The sequence below is a fragment of the Streptomyces tibetensis genome, assembly GCF_007655005.1.
GTDB lineage: Bacteria > Actinomycetota > Actinomycetes > Streptomycetales > Streptomycetaceae > Streptomyces > Streptomyces tibetensis.
This window is the reverse complement of sequence record NZ_SZVW01000001.1, coordinates 248,514-270,511: the sequence shown is the minus strand read 5'-3', so window position 1 is coordinate 270,511 and position 21,998 is coordinate 248,514. Positions and strand designations below refer to the sequence as shown.

The window sequence follows — 21,998 nt, the reverse complement described above, 5'->3', positions numbered from 1 at the left end:
CTGAAAACTCCCTAGCCTGGAGTGATGGGTGAGGACAGACGGCTGGCGGCCGTCGTCGCGTTGGCTCAGGGGATGGCGGCCGCGCACGGGTCACGTGAGGCGTGGCGCGCCGCGGCCGCCGGGGCGTGCCGGGCGCTGGGTGGGAGTTTCGCCGCGCTGTCGGTGTGGGAGCGCGAGCTCGGGCGGCTGCGGGTCCTCGTGAACGTGGGCGAGCTGGCGGAAGGGGAGGAGGAATTCCCGGAGGACGAGGCCTACCCGGTGCACCAGTTCGCGGAGATCACCGAGTTCCTGCACGAGCAGTGGGCCGGTGGCGGGGAGCCCGACGCGTGGGTGGAGACCGCCGAGGGGCCCGCCGCCGGGCGGCCCGGGTACTGCCACCAGCGGGTCGCCGCCCTGCGGCGCCGCGGCCGCGGCTGCTGCGTGGTCGCGCCCATCGTGCTGCACGGGCGGGCCTGGGGCGAGCTGTATGTCGCCCGTCCGGCCGGTGAGGCCGTCTTCGGGCGGGGCGACGCCGATTTCGCCACCGTCTTGGCCTCCGTCGTGGCCGCCGGCCTCGCCCAGACCGAGCGGCTGGAGGAGGTCCGGCGGCTCGCCTTCACCGACTCCCTCACCGGACTCGCCAACCGCCGCGCCGTGGACGTACGCCTGGAGCAGGCGATCGAGCGGCACCGCCGGGACGACGTCGTGGTCAGTCTCGTCGTCTGCGATCTCAACGGGCTCAAGCGGGTCAACGACACCCATGGGCACGCCGCCGGTGACCGGCTCCTGGAGCGGTTCGGGTCGGTGCTGTCGCTGTGCGGGGCCATGCTGCCGGGGGCGCTGGCCGCGCGGCTGGGCGGGGACGAGTTCTGTCTGCTCGCGGTCGGGCCGCCCGCCGACCAGGTCGTGAAGGCGGCCAACGAACTGTGCCGCAGGGCCGCCGAGTTGGAGCTCGGAGACGGGGTGGCCTGCGGGGTCGCCTCCACCGAGGACCCGATCGGGCAGGTCCGCTCCGCCCGTCGGCTGTTCCGGCTCGCCGACGCCGCCCAGTACCGGGCCAAGGCCGAACGGGCGGCCAGGCCGGTCGTCGCGGGGCGGGCCGGGCCCGACGATCCCGTCGTGCGGCTCGCGGACGAACCGTCCCGGGAGGCCGGCGGTGAGCGCCGGCGATTCCGGGGCCGACACGCGCCCTGACCCCGCACGCCTCGATTCCGCGCCCCCGGCCGCGCACGCCCTGATCCCGCACCCGCCCTGAAGTCCCGCCGGCACCCTGATCCGGGACGCACTTTGCCCCCGACCGGGTCGTGTGACGCATTCGGTAAGGGGTGAACGCCGCCCCCAGTGGTGACATCATCGAATTCACTGCGTACGCTCCTGAATATGGATATGCACACTGTGGTGGTGGGGACGGCCGGGGTCACGGCGTCCGACGTGCTCGCCGTGGCGCGCGGCGGCGCCCGCGTCGAGCTCTCCGAGGAGGCCGTGGCCGCCCTCGCCGCGGCCCGCGAGATCGTGGACGCGCTGGCGGCCAAGCCGGACCCCGTGTACGGCGTGAGCACCGGCTTCGGCGCCCTGGCGACCCGGCACATCAGCCCGGAGCTGCGCGCGCAGCTGCAGCGCAACATCGTCCGCTCGCACGCCGCCGGGATGGGCCCGGCCGTGGAGCGCGAAGTCGTCCGCGCCCTGATGTTCCTGCGGCTGAAGACCGTCTGCTCCGGCCACACCGGCGTACGCCCCGAGGTCGCGCAGACCATGGCCGACCTCCTCAACGCCGGGATCACCCCGGTCGTGCACGAGTACGGCTCCCTCGGCTGCTCCGGCGACCTCGCACCGCTGTCCCACTGCGCCCTCGCGCTGATGGGCGAGGGTGACGCCGAGGGCCCCGACGGTGTCGTACGCCCGGCCGCCGAACTCCTCGCCGCGCACGGCATCCAGCCCGTCGAACTGCGTGAGAAGGAGGGCCTCGCCCTCCTCAACGGCACCGACGGCATGCTCGGCATGCTGGTGATGGCCCTGGCCGACCTGGAGAGGCTCTACCGGTCCGCCGACGTCACCGCCGCCCTGTCGCTGGAGGCCCTGCTCGGCACCGACAAGGTCCTCGCCCCCGAGCTGCACGCCATCCGGCCGCACCCGGGGCAGGCCGCCAGCGCCGCCAACATGCTGGCCGTGCTCAAGGGCTCGGGCCTGACCGGGCACCACCAGGACGACGCGCCGCGCGTGCAGGACGCCTACTCGGTGCGCTGCGCCCCGCAGGTCGCCGGCGCCGGCCGGGACACCATGGCCCACGCCCGGCTGGTCGCCGACCGCGAGCTGGCTTCCGCCGTGGACAACCCCGTCGTCCTGCCCGACGGCCGGGTGGAGTCCAACGGCAACTTCCACGGGGCGCCCGTCGCCTACGTCCTGGACTTCCTGGCCATCGCCGCCGCCGACCTCGGCTCCATCGCCGAGCGGCGCACCGACCGGCTGCTCGACAAGAACCGCAGCCACGGCCTGCCGCCGTTCCTCGCCGACGACGCCGGTGTGGACTCGGGCCTGATGATCGCTCAGTACACGCAGGCCGCGCTGGTGAGCGAGCTGAAGCGGCTCGCCGTACCGGCGTCCGCCGACTCGATCCCGTCCTCCGCCATGCAGGAGGACCACGTATCGATGGGCTGGTCGGCGGCGCGCAAGCTGCGCACGGCCGTCGACAACCTCACGCGCGTGATCGCCATCGAGTTCTACGCCGCCGCGCGCGCAGTGGAGTTGCGCGAGGGGCTGACTCCGGCGCCCGCGTCGCGGGCGGCCATCGACGCGGCACGGGAGGCCGGAGTCGAGGGGGCCGGGCCGGACCGGTTCCTCGCGCCCGACCTCGCCGCGGCCGACGCGTTCGTGCGCGACGGGCGGCTGCTGGCCGCGGTGGAGAAGGTCACCGGGCCGCTCCAGTAGGGCAGGAGGGGTCCCGTCGTCCGGCGGGGCCCCGCCTCAACGGCCGTCAGAAACCGAGGCGTTCCCGGCGCACCGAGTACACGACGAACCCGGCGCCCAGCGTCAGGCAGAAGGTCCCGCCGATCACGTACGGGGTGCTGTCGAAGGTGCCCGTGTCGGCGAGGCGGGTACCGGTGACGGAGGCGTCGGCGGTCGTGGCCGCGATCCGGGCCTGCTGCGTGACCTGCGGCGACGGGCTCGTCGATACCGCGTCTCTCACCGGGGAGTCCGGCGTCGCGTTCGCGGACGGGACGAACCACATGGCGCCCAGCAGGGACGCTGCGGCGGTGGCGGTCAGCAACGGGCGGCGAGCGGATGACACGGAATATCGATCCCCTTGTGACGTCGGCGAATTGGCCGTGTGGAGCGATGTTAGTGAAAGTCGCGGGTCACGGGAAAGTCACGGGAGGGCCTGGACGTACGCTCCCGCCATGAGCACTCCAGAGACATCACGTTTTGTACGGCTTCGGGTGGAACTCGTTCTCGAGGTGGACGACGCGGACGCGGTCACCAAGTCCGCGCTGCGCAAGATCGCCGACGAGGCGGAGGTGCCTGCGGCGGAGCGGGCCCACGCCGAGAGCACTGTGACGGAAGACACCGCGGAGGCCCTCGCGTACCTCGTGGACCCGTTCGACCTGGTCAGCGAGGTGCCGGGGGTGGAACTCCAGCAGGCCTCCTGGAGCAGCGAGCGGGTCGACTACGACCCCGAGTCGCCGGACTGGGACCTTGACGAGGATGATGGCGAGGACGGCGACGGCTGAACCGTCCGGGATTCGTGACCCCGGGTGGCAACCGCCGCCCGGGGTCTTCGCGTCTCAAACGGCGCACCGACCGCACCCGTTTCGCCGGTACCGTCCGTCACGGACGTGGTGATCCCCACACCTGCGCGACCTGGGGAACCGGACGAGCCGGCCGTAGCGTTGAAAGTTCCGGATGAGGACTCACGAGATCCGGCGGGGGCACTCAGTGGTGACGGGGCACTCGGTGATGACGGGGACACTCGGGGTTTTGGGGAAATCGGCAACGATGGAGAAGCGTGTGATGACGGTCAGTAAGCGGCGCAAGGGCCTGACGGTCGCGTCCGCACTGCTCGGCGGAGTTCTGATGCTCTCGGCGTGTTCCGGCGGCGACGACAACGCCTCCGGGGGCGACGGAGGTGACAGCTCCCAGTCGAAGGTCGACGAGGCCGCGGCGAAGAAGACCTCCGAGGCCCAGATCAAGATCACGCCCGAGGACGGCTCGGACAACGCCTCCATCAACAACTCCGCCGCCGTCACCGTGAGCAAGGGCACGCTCACGGACGTCAAGATGACGACGTCCGAGGGCACCGAGGTGAGCGGCCAGATATCCGCTGACAAGACCAGCTGGAAGCCGACCGGCCAGCTGGAGCGGTCCACCACCTACAAGCTGGCGGCCGAGGCGAAGGACTCCGACGGTCGCGTCGCCCACGAGAACGCCTCGTTCACCACGGTCTCCCCGGCCAACAGCTTCATCGGCAACTTCACGCCGGACGACGGCACCACCGTCGGCGTCGGCATGCCGGTCTCGATCAACTTCGACAAGGCGATCACCAACAAGGCCGCGGTCCAGAAGGGCATCAAGGTCAGCACGACCAGCGGCCAGGAGGTCGCCTGCCACTGGTTCAACGCCAACCGCATGGACTGCCGGCCCGAGGACTACTGGAAGGAAGGCTCCACCGTCACGCTGAAGCTCGCGCTCGACGGCGTCGAGGGAGCCAAGGGCGTCTTCGGCGTCCAGCAGAAGACGGTCACCTTCAAGATCGGCCGCAACCAGGTCTCGTACGTCGACGCGAAGACCAAGAAGATGAAGATCACGCAGGACGGCAAGGTCGTCCGCACGATCCCGATCTCCGCCGGCTCGCCCGAGAACAAGACCTACGAGGGCACCATGGTGATGTCCGAGAAGTTCAAGGAGACGCGCATGAACGGCGCGACCGTGGGCTTCACGGACGACGACGGCAAGGGTGAGTACGACATCAAGGACGTGCCGCACGCCATCCGCCTCTCCAGCTCCGGCACGTTCATCCACGGCAACTACTGGGGCGCGAAGTCCATCTTCGGCAGCGTGAACACCAGCCACGGCTGCGTCGGCCTGCAGGACGCCAAGGGCGCCAACGACCCGAACACGCCGGGCGCCTGGTTCTTCAACAACTCGATCATCGGTGACGTGGTGGTCGTGGAGAACACCGGCGACAAGACGGTCGCGCCGGACAACGGCCTCAACGGCTGGAACATGAGCTGGGCCGACTGGAAGGCCGGTTCGGCGGCCTGACGGCGCGCCGGTTCTCACCGCTTGGCTGACGAAAGGCCGCCGCCCACCCCCGGACGAGGGGCGGGCGGCGGCCTTTGCGCTGTTCTCATCCACCTCTTATGCCAGGCTCAAGCCCTCATCACAGACCGTCCCTAGCTTGCGGCCATGTTCTTCACCTACCTGAGGCGCGAGTTGCGCCGCCGCAGAAAGGCGGCCTTCGTCGTCGCCTCCGGACTGGCGCTGGGTATCGCGCTGGTCATCGTCGTCACGTCCGTGTCCGCCGGCATGGGCAGGGCGCAGGACAAGGTCCTCCAGTCGCTGTACGGGCTGGGCACGGACATGACCGTCACCAAGGCAGCGGCACCCGCCGCGAGCAGCTCCGAGCGGCCGCGCTTCCGCTTCGACGCACAGGACGACGGCTCGACCGGTGAGCAGAGCAGCGACCGCGTCATGGTGCGGGGCTTCCAGACGCTGGCGAGTTCGACCGTGGGCAAGGTCGACGCGCAGAGCGGCGTCGCCGACGCGGTGGGCGGGCTGAGCCTCCAGGTCGTCAAGGTCAGCGGTGCGTTCACGCGGGGCCGGTTCGAGCAGGGTGCGGGTGGCGGGCAGGGCCGCGGCCGGGGCGGGGCCCTGCCCTCGCCGCAGGGCCGGGTCGAGGGTGGCGGCGCCGACTTCGACGTCAACAACTACTCGGTCTACGGCACCGACGTCACCAAGCCGGCCCTCGGCCCGCTGACCTCCTCGAAGATCACCAGCGGTCGCACGTTCACGACGGCCGAGACGAACGCGAAGGTCGCCGTCGCGGACTCGGCGTACGCCAAGGAGAAGAAGCTCAAGGCCGGCTCCACGGTCACCATCAAGGGCAGCACCTTCAAGGTGATCGGCATCGCCACGGCCGACAGCGGGGACGCGGCCGCGAACCTCTACGTCCCGCTGAAGCAGGCGCAGACACTGGCCGGCGCCAAGGACAAGGTCACCACGATCTACGTCAAGGCCACCGACTCGCAGCGGATCGGCGGCGTCAAGTCGGAGATCCAGAAGAACATCCCGGGCACGACGGTCACCACCTCCGCCGACCTCGCGGACACCGTCTCCGGTTCGCTGTCCACGGCTTCCTCCCTCGCCGCGAGCGTCGGCAAGTGGCTCTCGATCGCGGTGCTCGCGGCCGCGTTCCTCGTGGCGGGCCTGCTGACGTCCTCGGCGGTCTCCCGGCGGGTCCGCGAGTTCGGCACCCTCAAGGCACTGGGCTGGAAGTCGAGCCGGGTGACGCGGCAGGTGGTCGGAGAGGCGGTCGTCAACGGCCTGGTGGGCGGTGCGCTGGGGATCGCGCTGGGCCTGGCGGGGGCGTACGCCGTGACAGCCGTCAGCCCCACGCTGCAGGCGCAGGTGGGCGGGGGCGGTGGGGGCGAGGGTTTCCGAGGCGGCTTCGGCGGTGGCCCGGGCCGTGCGGCGGTCACGAAGACCCTCGACGTCGCCCTCACCGCACCGGTCAGCCTGACGACCATCGCGCTGGCGGTGGCCTTGGCCGTGACGGGCGGGCTGATCGCAGGTGCCTTCGGCGGCTGGCGGGCCTCGCGGCTCCGCCCGGCGGACGCTTTGCGCCGAGTCGAATAGCGCCTTCAGGGGCGCGGGGCCGTGTCGATACGCGGCTCCGCCGCGTGAGCGCGAACAACCCCCACGCACCCGCACTTCGAGACGATTCAGGAGTTTCCGCCATGTACGAACTGAGAGCTGTCACCAAGCACTACACCCGTTCCAAAGACACCGTCCAAGCCCTCGACGGCATTGACCTGACCATCCCCGACGGCGACCGGCTCGTCATTCAAGGCCCCACCGGTGGCGGCAAATCCACCCTGCTGCAGATGCTCGGCGGTCTGGACCGCCCCACCTCCGGACGGGTCGTCCTGGACGGCACCGATCTCGCCGCACTGCCGGAGGCACGACTGACCCGGGTCAGAAGCGAAAGCATCGGCTTCGTCTTCCAGTCCTTCAACCTCATCCCGACGCTCACCGCGCAGGAAAACGTGGAGACCGCCCTCGTCCCGCTCGGCGTGAAACCGAAACAGCGACGCGAACAGGCCGCCGAGGCACTGAAGTCGGTCGGTCTCGGCGAGCGCCTCGCGCATCTGCCCGGCGAGATGTCCGGCGGTCAGCAGCAACGCGTGGCCATCGCCCGGGCCCTGGTGAAACAGCCGAAGGTGCTCCTCGCCGACGAACCCACCGGCAATCTCGACGAATCGATGCGCGACGAGATCATGGACGTACTCGAACGCATGTGGGAGGAGCTCGGCCTCACCTTCGTGATGGTCACCCACGACTCGGCGATAGCGCGGAAGGCCCCGCGCCTGGCGACGCTCCGCAAGGGCCGGATCACTGTCAAGGAGAACGCGCGTGCGTAACCCCGCGGCCCTGTAACGGAGTTCCGACGGCCGTGTAACAGTCGGCCGACGAATTTCTTACCTTCATCTCATCTATTGAGCACCTGATCACCCCTCGGCATACTGCGTATTCCGGGGGGTGGACGTGCATGCGTACGAGACCACCCCCGGCCGGGTGAACGGGGAATTCGCCCGGTTCTTCTGCAAGGGGGAAACTTGCGCAGACAAGTGAAAAGGGCGTGCGCGGCCACGGTCGCCACAGCGGCTGCCGTGGCCCTGGCGGCGGGCATGACCAGCCCGGCGTCGGCCAACGGCGAACAGGCGGCAGCGGCCGCCAAGCCGGCGTCCCTGACCGCCAAGCACCGCATCACGCTGATCACCGGCGACCGGGTCGTCCTCGACGCCAAGGGCCGTGTCATCGGCCTGGAGCACGCCAAGGGCCGTGAGAACGTACCCGCCCAGGTCCGCAAGGTCGACGGCCACACCCTCGTCATCCCGGCCGACGCCGCCCGCCTGGTCGCCTCCGGCAAGCTCGACCAGCGGCTCTTCGACGTCACCGAGCTGAACAAGTCCGCGACCCGCAAGGCCCAGAAGAAGGGCCTGAAGGTCATCGTCGGCTACCAGGGCAGCGCCGCGGCCACCAAGGCCGACGTCCGCGAGGCCGGCACCCTGAGCCGCGCGCTGAAGTCCGTGAACGCGGACGCGGTGCAGACACCGCAGAAGGACACCCCCGAGCTCTGGGACGCGGTCACCAACGGCGAGAAGACCGCCGCCGGGATCGCGCACGTCTGGCTCGACGGCGTCCGCAAGGCCAGCCTCGACAAGTCCGTCGCGCAGATCGGCGCGCCCAAGGCCTGGTCGGCCGGCTACGACGGCAAGGGCGTCAAGATCGCCGTCCTGGACACCGGTGTCGACGGCACCCACGACGACCTCAAGGGTCAGGTGGTCGGCGCCAAGAACTTCACCACCTCGCCCGACGCCTCCGACAAGGTCGGCCACGGCACGCACGTCGCGTCCATCGCGGCCGGCACGGGCAAGAAGTCCGGCGGCACGTACAAGGGCGTCGCGCCCGGCGCGAAGATCCTCAACGGCAAGGTCCTCGACGACGGCGGCTTCGGCAGCGACTCCGAGATCCTCGCCGGCATGGAGTGGGCCGCCGCCGAGGGCGCCGACGTCATCAACATGAGCCTGGGCGGCGGCGACACGCCCGCGATCGACCCGCTGGAAGCGGCGGTGAACAAGCTGTCCGACGAGAAGGGCGTCCTGTTCGCCATCGCGGCCGGCAACGAGGGCGACTTCGGCGACCAGACCATCGGTTCCCCGGGCAGCGCCGCCGCGGCCCTGACGGTCGGCGCGGTCGACGACAAGGACGTGCTGGCCGACTTCTCCAGCCGTGGCCCCGGCCTGGACGGCGCCCTCAAGCCCGACGTGACCGCGCCCGGCGTGGACATCACCGCGGCCTCCGCCCCGGGCAACCAGATAGCCCAGGAGGTCGGCGAGAAGCCGGCCGGCTACATGACGATCTCCGGTACGTCGATGGCGACCCCGCATGTCGCGGGCGCGGCGGCGATCCTCAAGCAGCAGCACCCGGACTGGAAGTACGCCGAGCTCAAGGGCGCCCTCACCGGCTCCACCAAGGGCGGCAAGTACACCCCGTTCCAGCAGGGTTCGGGCCGGATACAGGTCGACAAGGCCATCAAGCAGTCCGTGATCGCCGATCCGGCCTCGGTGAGCTTCGGGGTGCAGCAGTGGCCCCACACCGACGACAAGCCGGTCACCAAGGAGCTGACGTACCGCAACCTCGGTACGAAGGACGTCACGCTGAAGCTTTCGTCGACGGCCACCAACCCGAAGGGGCAGGCCGTCCCGGCCGGCTTCTTCAAGCTCGGCGCCACCTCGGTGACGGTCCCGGCCGGCGGCAAGGCCTCCGTGCCGTTCACCGTCGACACCAAGCTGGGCGGCACCGTCGACGGCGCGTACTCGGCGTACGTGACGGCGACGGGCGACGGCCAGACCGTCCGCACGGCGGCGGCGGTGCAGCGTGAGGTCGAGTCGTACGACGTGACGCTGAAGTTCCTCGACCGCGACGGCAAGGCGGCCAAGAACTACAGCGCCGACCTGACCGGCATCGCGGGCCTGGGCAAGGGCAAGGAGGCCATGCCGTACGACGCGGACGGCACGGTCACCGCCCGCCTCCCCAAGGGCACCTACATCCTGAACACGAGCGTCTTCGTGGGCGACGACCCGGAGAAGTTCGAGGGCGTGGACTGGCTCGCCCAGCCGAAGCTGAACCTCACCAAGAACACGACGGTCACCCTGGACGCCCGCAAGGCCAAGCCGGTGGACATCACCGTCCCGGCCACGGGCGTCAAGTCGGAGTTCGCCTCGGCCGACTACACGGTGGAGACCGATGACACCAGCTACGGCTTCGGCTGGTGGCTGGACTCCTACGACAAGTTCCGCAGCGCCCACGTCGGCCCGCAGATCACCGACGGTTCGGTGACCCAGCAATGGGACGGCCACTGGTCCAAGGGCGGCAAGGAGGAGTACGACATCATCGCCGGCGGCCCGGTCAAGCAGCTGGCCACCGGTTTCACCAAGCACTACAAGGCGAGCGAACTCGCCACGGTGAAGGCCGGCCTCGGCGCCTCGGCGAGCGGCAAGAAGGGCTCGATCAACGCGGTGGGCTGGATGCCGTGGAGCTCCAGCGCCTCCTCGATCGGCCTCCAGCAGGCCCTGCCCGACACCCGCACACTCCACCTGTCCGCCCAGGGTGGCGTGAAATGGCAGCTCGAGTTCGCCCAGTCCGGTGGTCTGGACGCGGACGGCTTCCCGATCGACGAGGCCGCCTACGCGATGGGCACGCACACGTTCGCCGCCGGCAAGAGCTACTCCAAGACCGTCAACACGGCTGTCTTCGGGCCGCGCCTGACCGGCGACTTCGGTGTCATCCGTGAGGGCAACCAGATCTACGGTTCGCTGCCGCTGTTCGCCGACGGCAAGGGCAACGTGGGCTACTCGAAGTTCTCCGCGGTCGACACGACGCTCTACCGCAACGGCACCAAGGTCGGCAGCAACGACGACCCGCTGTTCGGGGACAAGCAGTTCAAGGTCCCGGCCGCCGACGCCGAGTACAAGCTGACCACATCGGTCAAGCGCAGCGTCAAGGTCGCCTCGGCCTCCACCCGCGTCGACGCCAGCTGGACGTTCCGCTCGAAGAAGACCAGTGACATCACGAAGCTGCCCGTCTCCACGGCCCGCTTCCTCGCGACCACGGACCTGGGCAGCAAGGCCCCGGCCGACAAGACCGTCAAGGTCCCGGTCACCGTCGAGGGCGCGGCCAAGGGCAGCAACCTGAAGTCGCTGTCGGTGTACGTGTCGTACGACTACGGCAAGACCTGGAAGAAGCTCACCGTCAAGGACGGCAAGGTGAGCGTCAAGAACCCGGCGAAGGGCAAGGGCATCTCCTTCCACGCCAAGATCGCCGACAAGAAGGGCAACAAGTCGACGATCTCGATCTACAACGCGTTCTACGGCAAGTAGCACGCGTGGCAAGCAGGCAGTAGCGCAAGCGCGTTGACGGCCCGTCGGGAGCTTCGGCTTCCCGGCGGGCCCGTCGCGTCAGTAGGGTCCTGGCATGACTGCCGCAGTGACCGCCATGATCACCGCCGTGGTGGGCGTCCTCGGCACCCTCTTCGCGCCGGTGCTCGGCCAGCGGCTCTCCGCCCGGCAGCGGGACGAGGAGACCCGGGCCGACGAGCGGCGGCGGCGCTTCGAGGAGCGCAGGGACGCGTACACGGCGATGAACAGAGCCTCACGCCAGTTCCACACACTGCTGAAGGACGCCCTGCACCGCCTCCGCGACGGGGTCTACGGCGATGCCGAGCGCGACCAGCTCGAAGAGACCCGGCGCGACTACCGGGACCGGTACGCCGAGGCCCAGATGATCGTGCCGGAGCGCATCCTCGATGCCTCGCGCTCCGTGAACGAGGTCCTCGCCGGCATCGACGCGGCGGTCAAGCGGCTCGACCGGGGCGTGGCCCGGGACGGCGAGAGCGCGGAGGGGGCTCTTCGTGAGCTGAAGGAGGCCGAGCCGAGGCTGTCCGCGATGCGCCGACTGATGCGGGAGGACCTCGGCGTGCCGGACTGACACACCGGCCCGCTCACTCCGACGGCGTCGAAGCCCTGGTCCCGGAGCGCGTCGCGTCCGCCCCCCAGCTCGCCAGCAGCCGCAGGGCCTCCGCCGACGGGGTGTCCGGCTCCGCGTGGTAGGTGACCAGGGACTGCTCGGCGTCGTCGACCAGGCGGAACGTCTCGAAGGAGAGGGTCAGGTCGCCGACCAGGGGGTGGCGCATGCGCTTGACGCCGTAGCTCTTCTCCTTCACGTTGTGGGCGGCCCACAGGCGGCGGAAGTCCTCGCTCTTCACCGACAGCTCACCCACCAGTGCAGACAGCCGCGGGTCGTCCGGGTGGCAGCCCGCGTCCATGCGCAGGTAGCCGACCATGTCGGACGCCTTCTGCTCCCACTCCAGGTACAGCTCGCGGTAGTCCGGCCGCAGGAACACCATCCGCGCCCAGTTCCGCTCCTGGGCCGGCACCTCCGCCCAGTCGCCGAAGAGGGCCGACGCCATCCGGTTCCAGGCCAGGATGTCGGAGCGGCGCCCGACGATGTACGCCGGGACGCTCTCGATCGAGTCCAGCAGATGCCGCAGCGCCGGCCGCACCTGCTGGCTGCGTGCCACCGGCTTCTTCTTGTGCTGCTTCGGCTTCGCCAGGTGCATCAGGTGCGCGTGCTCGGCGTCGCTCAGCCGCAGGGCGCGGGCGATCGCGTCGAGCACCTCCGCCGAGACGTTGCGGCCGTTGCCCTGCTCCAGCCGCGTGTAGTACGCCACGGACACCCCCGCCAGCTGCGCGAGCTCCTCACGACGCAGCCCGGGCACCCGCCGCCGCCCGAAGTCGGGCAGCCCCACGTCCTCGGGCTTCAGCCGGGCCCGCCGGGTGCGCAGGAACTCGCTGAGCTCGGCGCGCCGGTCCAGGCCGCCGCCGGCCGTCTGTGCGGGTTCGGGCTGTTCGTCCATGCGCTCCAGTATTCACGGTCGTACGCACACCAGCCTGACCCCGCCAGTGGTACGCACCGTGTGCGTACGCAAAACCGTGGTCTGGGTGAGCCCTCGCGAATCGGGCAGGCTGGTGTCGTGCCCGGTCAGAAGATCCAGAAGGCAGCCGGGCACACAACCCCGCTAGGAGAACCCCCGGCATGACCACTGTTGCTGCGTACGCCGCTCCCGCCCCCAAGGCTCCGCTGGAGCGCACCACCATCGAGCGCCGAGAGGTCCGCGAGTTCGACGTCCTGATCGACATCGAGTTCGCCGGCATCTGCCACTCCGACATCCACCAGGCCCAGGAGGGCTGGGGTGAGGCGATCTTCCCGATGGTCCCCGGCCACGAGATAGCCGGTGTCGTCTCCGCGGTCGGCCCGGGCGTCACGAAGTTCGCCGTCGGCGACCGCGTGGGCGTCGGCTGCATGGTCGACTCCTGCCGCGAGTGCGAGAACTGCAAGGCCGGCCGCGAGCAGTACTGCGTGCAGGGCAACGTCCCGACGTACAACGGCATCGGCCGTGACGGCGAGCCCACCTACGGCGGCTACTCGCAGAACGTGGTCGTCGACGAGAACTTCGTCGTCCGCATCCCCGACGGCCTCTCCCTCGACGTCGCCGCGCCGCTGCTCTGCGCCGGCATCACCCTCTACTCCCCGCTCCGCCGCTTCGGCGCCGGTCCCGGCAAGAAGGTCGCGATCGTCGGCCTGGGCGGCCTCGGCCACATGGGCGTCAAGATCGCCCACGCGCTCGGCGCCGAGGTGACCGTGCTGTCGCAGTCCCTGCGCAAGCAGGAGGACGGCCTGCGGCTGGGCGCGGACCACTACTACGCCACCAGCGACCCGAAGACCTTCGAGGAGCTGGCCGGCACGTTCGACCTGATCGTGTCCACGGTGTCCGCCCCGCTGGACTTCAACGCCTACCTGTCCCTGCTGAAGACCGAGGGCACGCTGGCCAACGTCGGCGCCCCCGAGGAGCCCGTCTCCCTCAACCTCTTCTCGGTGATCGGCGGCGGCAAGACCCTCGCCGGTTCCATGATCGGCGGTATCGCCGAGACGCAGGAGATGCTGGACTTCTGCGCCGAGCACGGCCTCGGCGCCGAGATCGAGCTGATCCGCGGCGACCAGATCAACGAGGCGTACGAGCGGGTCCAGAGCAGCGACGTGCGCTACCGGTTCGTGATCGACACGGCGACGATCTGACTTCTGACCTGTTACAGCTGCCCTGAGGGCCCCGGCCGCGTGCCGGGGCCCTCAGGGCTTTCGGGATGCACGGCGGGGTGCGGGCGGGGTACACGTGGGGGAGTGCACCAGAGGGGTCCGCCGCCACGTACGTCAGGGGAGGCCACCATGACCGTGCAGCTGAACCACACCATCGTCGTCGCCCACGACAAGCGCGCCTCGGCCCGGTTCCTCGCCGACCTCCTGGGGCTCGACGTGAGCCCGCCCTACGGCCCGTTCCTCCCGGTCGAGATCTCCAACGGCGTGACGCTCGACTTCATGGACAGCCCCGGCGCCATCACGCCGCAGCACTACGCCTTCCTCGTCTCGGAGGACGAGTTCGACGAGATCTTCGGCCGCATCCAGGAGGCCGGCCTGACCTACTGGGCGGACCCGTTCCACAGCCGCCCCGGGGAGATCAACCACAACGACGGCGGCCGCGGGGCCTACTTCGACGACCCCGACGGGCACCGCCTGGAGATCATCACGAGGCCCTACGGCAGCGGCGGCTGAGCCGTCCGCACCCCTGCTCGTCACATCATCGCGCCGCCGCGCGTCATACCGGCGAAGGCGACATCACCCGATGAAACAGCTGGGGAGCAGTCATGACAGCACCGATCCTGGTCACCGGCGGCACGGGCACCCTCGGTGCCCACGTCGTCCCGCTGCTGCGCGCGTCCGGCCACGAGGTGCGGATCCTCACCCGGCACGCCCGCCCCGCCGGGGACGGCATCGAGCACGTCACCGGTGACCTGCTGAAGGGCGAGGGCGTCGAGGCCGCCGTCGACGGGGTGGAGACCGTGCTGCACCTGGCGGGCGGCCCCAAGGGCGACGACGAGGCGACCCGAGCCCTGGTGACCGCCGCGGCCCGGGCCGGCGTGCGGCACCTGGTCTACGTCTCGGTCATCGGCGCCGACCGGGTCCCGCTGGCCTGGATGCGGACGAAGCTGGAGTCGGAGCGGGCTGTCGCCGAGTCGGGCATCCCGTGGACCACCCTGCGCGCGGCCCAGTTCCACGAGCTCACGCTGACCATGGTCGAGAAGATGGCGAAGCTGCCGGTCTTCCCGGTCCCCGGCGGCCTCAGGCTCCAGCCGGTCGACTCCCGCGAGGTCGCCGCCCGCCTCGCGGAACTGACCCTCGGCGCCCCCTCCGGCCTGGTACCGGACCTGGCCGGACCGCACCTCCACGACCTCGCCGCCCTGGCCCGCCCCTACCTCCGCCTGACCGGCAGGCGCCGCCCCATGCTGCCGGTGCGCATCCCCGGGAAGGCGGGGCGGGCGTACCGGGCGGGGGAGAACCTGGCGCCGGCGGGGGCGGAGGCGGGGAAGCGGACCTGGGAGGAGTTCCTGGCGGAGAGGCTGGGCTGAGGCCTGCCCCCTCCGCGTCGATCCCGCGTCCGCAGCAGGCCCTAGGAGCCCTGGCCCGGCGCGTCGGGCCGGTCCTGCTCCTCGAAGGTCCACACCGCTCGGGAACCCGGGCCGACCACGAGGGCCGAGTGGCCGATCCGCTCCACGTGCCGGTACGACACCGGGTGGTTCAGCGCCATGTCGATCTGCCTGAGGCCCACCTGGTCCAGGGGCACGGAGTCGAACCGGATCGTGGTGCCGCCGCCCTTGGCGAGGACGCCCCCGCCCGGCAGGGACCGGACGGCGAACCCGCCGGCCTTCAGCAGCGGCACCGTGGCGGCGAGGTCGCGCGCGGTCACCGCGAGCCGGATGCCGGTCACGTCCCGCATCAGGTGGTCGCGGTAGGCGTCGGACAGGTAGCGCTCCCGGCCCACGTCACCGGGGTGGGAGGCGGGCTCGGTGTTGCTGCGCGGGTCGGCGAAGTACTCCGGCCGGTACTCCATGCCCCAGGCGCCGAAGAGGTCGTACTGGTCGGTGGTGAGGACCGCGTCGAACCAGGGCACGGGGACGCCGTCGCCGAAGTCGCGCGTCTGCGGGAACTCGACCGGGTCGCTGATCCCGGCCTTCCGCAGCCGCTCGACCACCGTGGGCAGGTCGCCGGCGCGCTCGGTGGACACGCCCAGGCCGGCGGAGCCGAGGGTGCCGTCCTTGCCCGGTACATCGCCCACTCCGAAGAGCTCGAAGTAGGTCTCGCGCCCCATCAGATAGCGGCCGGTCCAGGTCTGCCCGCCGGAGCCGGTCGTGGTGCGGACCTGGAAGTCGGCGAAGTCCCGCAGGTAGGAGGAGTGCTCGATGGCGTCCGCGGTCTGCCGGTCGAACACGCCGTAGGCGTGGTTGTAGAACAGCAGTTGCCGCCCGTCCGAGGTCCCGTTCTCCGCCGCCCGTGCCGTGCTCACACCGCCCTGGACCGCCCCCGCGAGGGCCAGAGCGATGACCATGATCAGCTGTAACGCTCGTCTGAGAACCATGCGAGGGAGCGTAGGGCGGGAGGAAACCATTCCGCCGCGGTTTGTTCCCTTTGCGGGGTCAGGCCTTGGTCAGTGGGTCCGCCGGGGGCGGTGAGGCCGCTGGTGACGCCGGTGAGGGTTCCTGCCCGCCCTGGTCGAGCCGGAACGGCGGGTACTGGTCCGTCAGCAGCGTGACGTAGGCCGTCACCCGGGCGGCCCAGCGGGCGAGTCCGATCAGGAAGTCGAAGAGGTGCCGCGGGTAGCGGGCGGTGAAGAGCAGGACGACGACGGCGACCAGGGAGAGGAAGGGCAGCAGCCCGCCGCCCCGCCAGTCGTCCCCGCCCCAGCCGCCCCCGAGGAACATCGCGACCACGATGTACTGCGGGATCGCCAGCAGCCACCACTTCACCAGGACCAGTCCGCGCGACAGCCGCTCGGGGTACGCGACGTCGAAACGCGCCGGGTAGTCGGGCACGTCGGCGAGGGTGAAGGGCGGGTACCGGTCGGTGCCGAGCGCGGTGTGCGCGTAGTAGCCGACCCGCCAGTTCCAGCGCAGTACGCCGACGTTGAAGTCGAAGAGGGACCGCGGGTAGCGGGCGGTGAACAGGATGGCGAAGAAGGCGATCACGGTCACGACGGTGAACGCGATCCACAGGAACACCAGCACGACGTAGTGCGGGATGGCGAGCAGCCATTTCACCAGCCACATCCACCGGGACAGGCGGGGATCGACGGACGCCTCCAGACGCACGGGTGACGCGGCGACAGCACTCATGGGGCGGCTCTCCTCTCGCCTGCAGACTCGCAAGCGAGGAGGAGTCCCGCGACCCGGCAGGGCCGTTCGCGTGTCGGTGCGGTCGGTGCGGTCGGTGCGGTCGGTGCGGTCGGTGCGGTCGGTGCGGTCGGTGCGGTCGGTGCGGTCGGTGCGGTCGGGTGGGGTTCGGTGCGCTCGGGCCGCCGCGGCCGGACCGCTACGAGGGAACGGCCACTCCGGGATCCGGCTCGTCGGTGCCCGGCTCGTCGGCCTCCGCCTCGCCCGCCGGATCGACGAGCTGCTCGCGCACGTAGTTCCACACCACCGCGATCAGCGCGGCCACGGGCACGGCGAGCAGGCTGCCCACGATGCCGGCCAGGTTGCCGCCCAGAGTCACCGCCAGCAGGACGACGGCCGCGTGCAGGCCCAGACCACGGCTTTGGATCATGGGCTGGAAGACGTTGCCCTCCAGCTGCTGCACCACGACGATGATCGCCAGCACGATCACCGCGTCCGTGAGCCCGTTGGACACGAGCGCGATGAGCACCGCGACGAAGCCCGCGAACAGGGCGCCGATGATCGGCACGAACGCCGAGACGAAGGTCAGCACCGCGAGCGGAAGCACCAGCGGGACGCCGAGGATCCACAGGCCGAGCCCGATCAGGACGGCGTCGAGCAGGCCGACGGCCGCCTGGGACCGTACGAAGGCACCCAGGGTGTCCCAGCTCCGCGCGCACACGGTCGGCACGTCGGTGGCGAGCCGGCCGGGCAGCTGCCGGGACAGCCACGGCAGGAACCGCGGGCCGTCCTTCAGGAAGAAGAACATCAGGAAGAGCGCGAGGACGGCGGTGACGACGCCGTTCACCACGGTGCTCACCCCTGTGACGACGGCGCCCACCATGCTGCCGACGCCCTCCTGGGCGCGGGAGACCGCGCTGTCGAAGGCCTGGTTGATCTGCGCGTCCCCGATGTTCAACGGCGGCCCGGCGGCCCACTCGCGCAGCCGCTGGATCCCCTCCACGACGCCGTCGGTCAGCTCCCCGGACTGGGACGCCACCGGTACGGCGATCAGCGCCACCACACCTGCGGCGACCAGCAGGAACAGCACGGTCACCACGGACGCTGCCAGCGCGGGCGGCCACCCGCGACGGCGCAGCAGCCGGGCCGCGGGCCAGGTCAGCGTGGTCAGCAGCAGCCCGACCACGAGCGGCCACACCACGGACCACATCCGGCCCAGCAACCACAACGCCACGGCCGACATAACGAGCACCAGCAGCAACTCGGCGGAAACCCGCGCGGATGTCCGCAGCGCGGCACGGGACCTCTCGGAATTCAGGGGCGCAGTCACAGTGGGCACCCTATTGGCTGCGGGTCCGCTCCCAGCAGCCCCCGTCCCTCGGAAGCGGGCCGTCAGCGGACGGTGTACATGCTGAAGATGTGCAGGGCCGCCTCGATCTGTGCCCCCGTGCGGTCGTCGGGTTCCCCCGTGAGCCGGACGAAGACGACGGAGGAGCCGGGGTCGGCGGCCACCAGCAGGGTCATCGGCACCCGGCCCGCCAGCGGGTGGTCGTACCAGCCGTCGGGCTTGTCCACGTCCGTTTCGGCGAGGGCGTTCTCGACGGCCTGCCAGTCCGCGTCGTCGAAGTCGTAGCCGCAGAACTCCGCGACCGACTCGCAGAACGGCCGCAGACCCTCCTCGAAGATCCAGCCACCGCCGAAGCTCGCCGGTTCAGTCACCGGCCCTGGCCACACCGATCGGGCAGGACACTCCCGTCCCGCCGATGCCGCAGTAACCCGCGGGGTTCTTGTCGAGGTACTGCTGGTGGTAACCCTCCGCCGGGTAGAAGGGGCGGTCCTGCGCCGTGACGATCTCCGTGGTGATGTCGCCGTGGCCGGAGGACGTCAGGACCTTCTGGTACGCCTCGCGGGACGCCTTGGCGGTGGCCTCCTGCCCGGGGGTGTGGGTGTAGACGGCCGAGCGGTACTGCGTGCCCACGTCGTTGCCCTGGCGGAAGCCCTGCGTGGCGTCGTGGGACTCCCAGAACGTCTTCAGCAGGCGCTCGTACGAGACCTGCCTCGGGTCGAAGACCACGCGCACGACCTCCGTGTGGCCGGTCAGGCCCGAGCAGACCTCCTCGTACGTGGGGTTCTCGGTGTGGCCGCCCTGGTAGCCGACGAGGGTCGTCCAGACGCCGGCCGGGAGCTGCCAGAACGCGCGCTCGGCGCCCCAGAAGCAGCCCAGGCCGAAGTCGGCGATCTCCAGGCCCCCGGGGTAGGGGCCGAGCAGCGGATTGCCGAGGACGGTGTGGCGGTCGGGGACCGTGAACGCCGGCTCCGGGCGGCCTTGCAGCGCCTGCTCGGGAGTCGGCAGCTGGGGCGTACGGCTGTGCAGGAACATGCGGTCTCCAATCGGGGCGACGCCACTGCAACGTGCCGGTGCCACCCCGAATTCCGGCGGGGCCCCTGGCCCGCGTGACGGGCCCGTGCGGGGTGCAGTGCCGCACTGAACCCCGACTGGACCCCGCGCGGGGTGTCAGTGCGGCAGGCTCGCCGGGCTGCCGCCGTTCGCCTCGTAGCCCGCCACCGCCAGGGCCCGGTACACCGCGAACTCCGCCGCCGGGTCGGCCGACAGGGTCCAGGGCAGGGCGCCCACGTGGCCGTCGATGTGCACCAGCTGGTTCATGGCCTCCGACCAGCGCTCGCTGCGGACGAGGAAGAACACCAGCATGTGCCGGACATGGGCCAGCATCGGGTCGTCGGGGCGGGCCGAGTGCACCGCGTGCAGCGCGCCGTGGACCGCCTTCGTGACGACCTCGCTCTGCCAGAAGCTCGCTACGAGGGTCACCTCGGGAAGGTGCTCGAACACCGCGAACAGGGGCATCGCCGAGAGGAGGGAGCCCCGGGGCGCCCGGGCCGCCGCGGCCTCGGCGAACGCGTACGCCTCCGCGCGCGAGCCGTGCCACTTCTCGCACCAGTAGTGCAGCGCCGCCAGGTGCGCCCCCATGTGGGCCGGGGCGCGGTCCAGGATCTTCAGCCAGACCTGCTCGAAGTCCTTCTGGGAGTAGCCGAGGCCGCGGGCCACCGACAGCTCGACGATGTACGGGATCGGGTCACCGGGGGCCAGCAGCGCCGCCTCACCGCACGCCGTCCGCGCCTCCTCCATGATGATCCGGAACTCGTCCGTCCCCGGCGTCGCCGTCCGCCACGCCTGCTGCACCAGGAACTCGGCGTGCACCGCCGCGCCGCCCGCGTCCTTGGGCGCCTCGGCCCGCCACACCCGCAGCCACTGCCCGCCCGGCGCCTCGCTCACCCCGCCGGGCCGCCGCGAGAGCTCCAGCGAGGCCGCGCCCGCGAAGGCCTGCACGCGCTGCCAGCGCCGCTCGCCCTCCGTCTCCGTGCCCGCCAGGAGCTGCTGGGCGGCGCGGTGGTCCTGCGTGCGCTGCACCACGTCCAGGACGTCCAGCAGGTCCTGGTCGGGGCCCGGCATGCGGATGTCGAGCTCCTCCTCCCGGACGAAGCCGTAGTTCGCCGGGTCCGCGGCGTCCGGGTGGTCCGGCGAGACCAGCCCTGTCGCACCACCGCGCTTGCGCCGCAGGAAGGGGAGCAGCACGAAGCCCAGCATGACCAGCGCGATCAGGACCCAGAGAATCTCCATGCAACAAGCGAACCAGACCGCGCCGACAATTGGCCAACCTGCTCCCGGAACCTGTGGAAAACTCCGGCTCACGCCGTCCCGCGACCTGTGCGCAACCCCGGCTCGCCCCGTCCCCCGGCACGCGCCGCTCCGGCGCACTACCCTCGGTGCTCATGAGCGACAGGCACATCAGTCAGCACTTCGAGACGCTCGCGATCCACGCGGGCAACACCGCCGACCCCTTGACGGGCGCGGTCGTCCCGCCGATCTACCAGGTCTCGACCTACAAGCAGGACGGCGTCGGCGGACTGCGCGGCGGCTACGAGTACAGCCGCAGCGCCAACCCCACCAGGACCGCGCTGGAGGAGAACCTCGCCGCCCTGGAGGGCGGCCGCCGCGGGCTCGCGTTCGCGTCCGGGCTGGCGGCCGAGGACTGCCTGCTGCGTACGCTGCTCAGCCCCGGCGACCACGTGGTCATCCCGAACGACGCGTACGGCGGCACGTTCCGCCTGTTCGCGAAGGTCGTCGCCCGCTGGGGCGTCGAGTGGTCCGTCGCCGACACCAGCGATCCGGCCGCCGTCCGGGCCGCCATCACCCCGAAGACCAAGGTCGTCTGGGTGGAGACGCCCTCCAACCCGCTGCTCGGCATCACCGACATCGCCGCCGTCGCGCAGGTCGCCCGGGACGCCGGCGCCCGCCTCGTCGTCGACAACACCTTCGCCACGCCCTACCTCCAGCAGCCGCTGTCGCTGGGCGCGGACGTCGTCGTGCACTCGCTGACCAAGTACATGGGCGGTCACTCCGACGTCGTCGGCGGCGCCCTGATCACCGGTGACGCCGAGCTGGGCGAGGAACTGGCCTTCCACCAGAACGCGATGGGCGCGGTCGCCGGGCCCTTCGACTCCTGGCTGGTGCTGCGCGGCACCAAGACGCTCTCCGTGCGCATGGACCGGCACAGCGAGAACGCGGTCAAGGTCGCCGACATGCTCACCCGGCACGCGCGCGTGACGAGCGTGCTGTACCCGGGCCTGCCGGAGCACCCCGGTCACGAGGTCGCCGCCAAGCAGATGAAGTCGTTCGGCGGCATGGTCTCCTTCCGCGTCGAGGGCGGCGAGGAGGCGGCCGTCGCGGTGTGCAACCGCGCCAAGATCTTCACGCTGGGCGAGTCCCTGGGCGGCGTCGAGTCGCTGATCGAGCACCCCGGCCGCATGACGCACGCCTCCGTGGCCGGCTCGGCCCTGGAGGTCCCCGCCGACCTGGTCCGGCTGTCCGTCGGCATCGAGAACGCCGAGGACCTGGTGGAGGACCTCCAGCAGGCGCTCGGCTAGACCGGTTCGGCCCCTGGCGGG

General features: G+C 70.9%; 20 protein-coding genes. 12 read left to right on the top strand and 8 right to left on the bottom strand.

The features are described 5' to 3' along the window. Positions 1 to 24 precede the first annotated feature (24 nt). Positions 25 to 1,173 (top strand): GGDEF domain-containing protein, encoded by a 1,149-nt coding sequence (locus FDO69_RS01240; RefSeq protein ID WP_167526497.1) that lies wholly within the window; start codon positions 25 to 27, stop codon positions 1,171 to 1,173. Between the two features lie 192 nt (positions 1,174 to 1,365). Beyond that, positions 1,366 to 2,904, top strand: a complete 1,539-nt coding sequence (hutH, locus tag FDO69_RS01235) for a histidine ammonia-lyase (protein ID WP_104777689.1) — start codon at positions 1,366 to 1,368, stop codon at positions 2,902 to 2,904. Between the two features lie 46 nt (positions 2,905 to 2,950). Here hutH and FDO69_RS01230 read toward each other — a convergent pair whose 3' ends face one another. Further along, the gene (locus FDO69_RS01230) at positions 2,951 to 3,265 is read right to left on the bottom strand and encodes a hypothetical protein (RefSeq protein ID WP_170320818.1); all 315 of its coding nucleotides are present in this window, start codon (positions 3,263 to 3,265) and stop codon (positions 2,951 to 2,953) included. A gap of 109 nt (positions 3,266 to 3,374) precedes the next feature. On the opposite strand from FDO69_RS01230, the gene FDO69_RS01225 reads away from it, so the two are divergent. From FDO69_RS01225 to FDO69_RS01200, 6 genes are all read left to right on the top strand, one after another. After that, positions 3,375 to 3,704: a hypothetical protein gene (locus tag FDO69_RS01225; protein ID WP_104777687.1), complete on the top strand. Its 330-nt coding sequence runs from the start codon at positions 3,375 to 3,377 to the stop codon at positions 3,702 to 3,704. Positions 3,705 to 3,984: 280 nt separating this feature from the next. Next, on the top strand, positions 3,985 to 5,235 hold the full coding sequence (locus FDO69_RS01220) for a L,D-transpeptidase (protein ID WP_104777905.1): 1,251 nt from the start codon (positions 3,985 to 3,987) through the stop codon (positions 5,233 to 5,235). A gap of 144 nt (positions 5,236 to 5,379) precedes the next feature. Next, the gene (locus FDO69_RS01215; RefSeq protein ID WP_104777686.1) at positions 5,380 to 6,828 is read left to right on the top strand and encodes an ABC transporter permease; all 1,449 of its coding nucleotides are present in this window, start codon (positions 5,380 to 5,382) and stop codon (positions 6,826 to 6,828) included. A gap of 101 nt (positions 6,829 to 6,929) precedes the next feature. Then, positions 6,930 to 7,613 (top strand): ABC transporter ATP-binding protein, encoded by a 684-nt coding sequence (locus tag FDO69_RS01210; protein ID WP_104777685.1) that lies wholly within the window; start codon positions 6,930 to 6,932, stop codon positions 7,611 to 7,613. Between the two features lie 267 nt (positions 7,614 to 7,880). Then, complete coding sequence (locus FDO69_RS01205) at positions 7,881 to 11,135, top strand: S8 family peptidase (protein ID WP_104777904.1); 3,255 nt, start codon at positions 7,881 to 7,883, stop codon at positions 11,133 to 11,135. Positions 11,136 to 11,229: 94 nt separating this feature from the next. After that, on the top strand, positions 11,230 to 11,742 hold the full coding sequence (locus tag FDO69_RS01200) for a hypothetical protein (RefSeq protein WP_104777684.1): 513 nt from the start codon (positions 11,230 to 11,232) through the stop codon (positions 11,740 to 11,742). A gap of 13 nt (positions 11,743 to 11,755) precedes the next feature. On the opposite strand, the gene FDO69_RS01195 is transcribed toward FDO69_RS01200, so the two are convergent. Continuing rightward, positions 11,756 to 12,670: a helix-turn-helix domain-containing protein gene (locus FDO69_RS01195; protein WP_104777683.1), complete on the bottom strand. Its 915-nt coding sequence runs from the start codon at positions 12,668 to 12,670 to the stop codon at positions 11,756 to 11,758. Between the two features lie 179 nt (positions 12,671 to 12,849). On the opposite strand from FDO69_RS01195, the gene FDO69_RS01190 reads away from it, so the two are divergent. From FDO69_RS01190 to FDO69_RS01180, 3 genes are all read left to right on the top strand, one after another. Beyond that, a complete protein-coding gene (locus FDO69_RS01190; protein ID WP_104777682.1) occupies positions 12,850 to 13,890 on the top strand; it encodes an NAD(P)-dependent alcohol dehydrogenase in 1,041 nt (346 codons plus the stop codon). 147 nt (positions 13,891 to 14,037) lie between these two features. Then, positions 14,038 to 14,421 carry a VOC family protein gene (locus tag FDO69_RS01185; RefSeq protein ID WP_104777681.1) on the top strand — a complete coding sequence of 128 codons (384 nt, stop codon included), beginning with the start codon at positions 14,038 to 14,040 and terminating at the stop codon, positions 14,419 to 14,421. A gap of 92 nt (positions 14,422 to 14,513) precedes the next feature. Beyond that, positions 14,514 to 15,275: an SDR family oxidoreductase gene (locus FDO69_RS01180; RefSeq protein WP_104777680.1), complete on the top strand. Its 762-nt coding sequence runs from the start codon at positions 14,514 to 14,516 to the stop codon at positions 15,273 to 15,275. A 41-nt stretch (positions 15,276 to 15,316) separates the two neighbouring features. On the opposite strand, the gene FDO69_RS01175 is transcribed toward FDO69_RS01180, so the two are convergent. The 6 genes from FDO69_RS01175 to FDO69_RS01145 form a co-directional block, all read right to left on the bottom strand. Beyond that, entirely contained in the window at positions 15,317 to 16,258 is a 942-nt protein-coding gene (locus tag FDO69_RS01175; RefSeq protein WP_104777903.1) for a DUF5829 family protein, read from the bottom strand. An 82-nt stretch (positions 16,259 to 16,340) separates the two neighbouring features. Continuing rightward, positions 16,341 to 17,036, bottom strand: coding sequence for a DUF4389 domain-containing protein (locus tag FDO69_RS01170; RefSeq protein WP_104777679.1), 696 nt, complete (start codon positions 17,034 to 17,036; stop codon positions 16,341 to 16,343). 196 nt (positions 17,037 to 17,232) lie between these two features. Further along, positions 17,233 to 18,363, bottom strand: coding sequence for an AI-2E family transporter (locus tag FDO69_RS01160; RefSeq protein WP_104777677.1), 1,131 nt, complete (start codon positions 18,361 to 18,363; stop codon positions 17,233 to 17,235). Positions 18,364 to 18,425: 62 nt separating this feature from the next. After that, positions 18,426 to 18,752 carry a hypothetical protein gene (locus FDO69_RS01155; RefSeq protein ID WP_167526496.1) on the bottom strand — a complete coding sequence of 109 codons (327 nt, stop codon included), beginning with the start codon at positions 18,750 to 18,752 and terminating at the stop codon, positions 18,426 to 18,428. Continuing rightward, positions 18,745 to 19,413, bottom strand: a complete 669-nt coding sequence (gene msrA, locus FDO69_RS01150; protein ID WP_104777676.1) for a peptide-methionine (S)-S-oxide reductase MsrA — start codon at positions 19,411 to 19,413, stop codon at positions 18,745 to 18,747. Before msrA ends, FDO69_RS01155 begins: the two co-directional genes overlap by 8 nt. 135 nt (positions 19,414 to 19,548) lie before the next feature. Continuing rightward, positions 19,549 to 20,670 (bottom strand): hypothetical protein, encoded by a 1,122-nt coding sequence (locus FDO69_RS01145; RefSeq protein ID WP_104777675.1) that lies wholly within the window; start codon positions 20,668 to 20,670, stop codon positions 19,549 to 19,551. 152 nt (positions 20,671 to 20,822) lie between these two features. Here FDO69_RS01145 and FDO69_RS01140 point away from each other — a divergent pair, with 152 nt between their 5' ends. Beyond that, on the top strand, positions 20,823 to 21,977 hold the full coding sequence (locus FDO69_RS01140; RefSeq protein WP_104777674.1) for a cystathionine gamma-synthase: 1,155 nt from the start codon (positions 20,823 to 20,825) through the stop codon (positions 21,975 to 21,977). Positions 21,978 to 21,998: the final 21 nt, after the last annotated feature.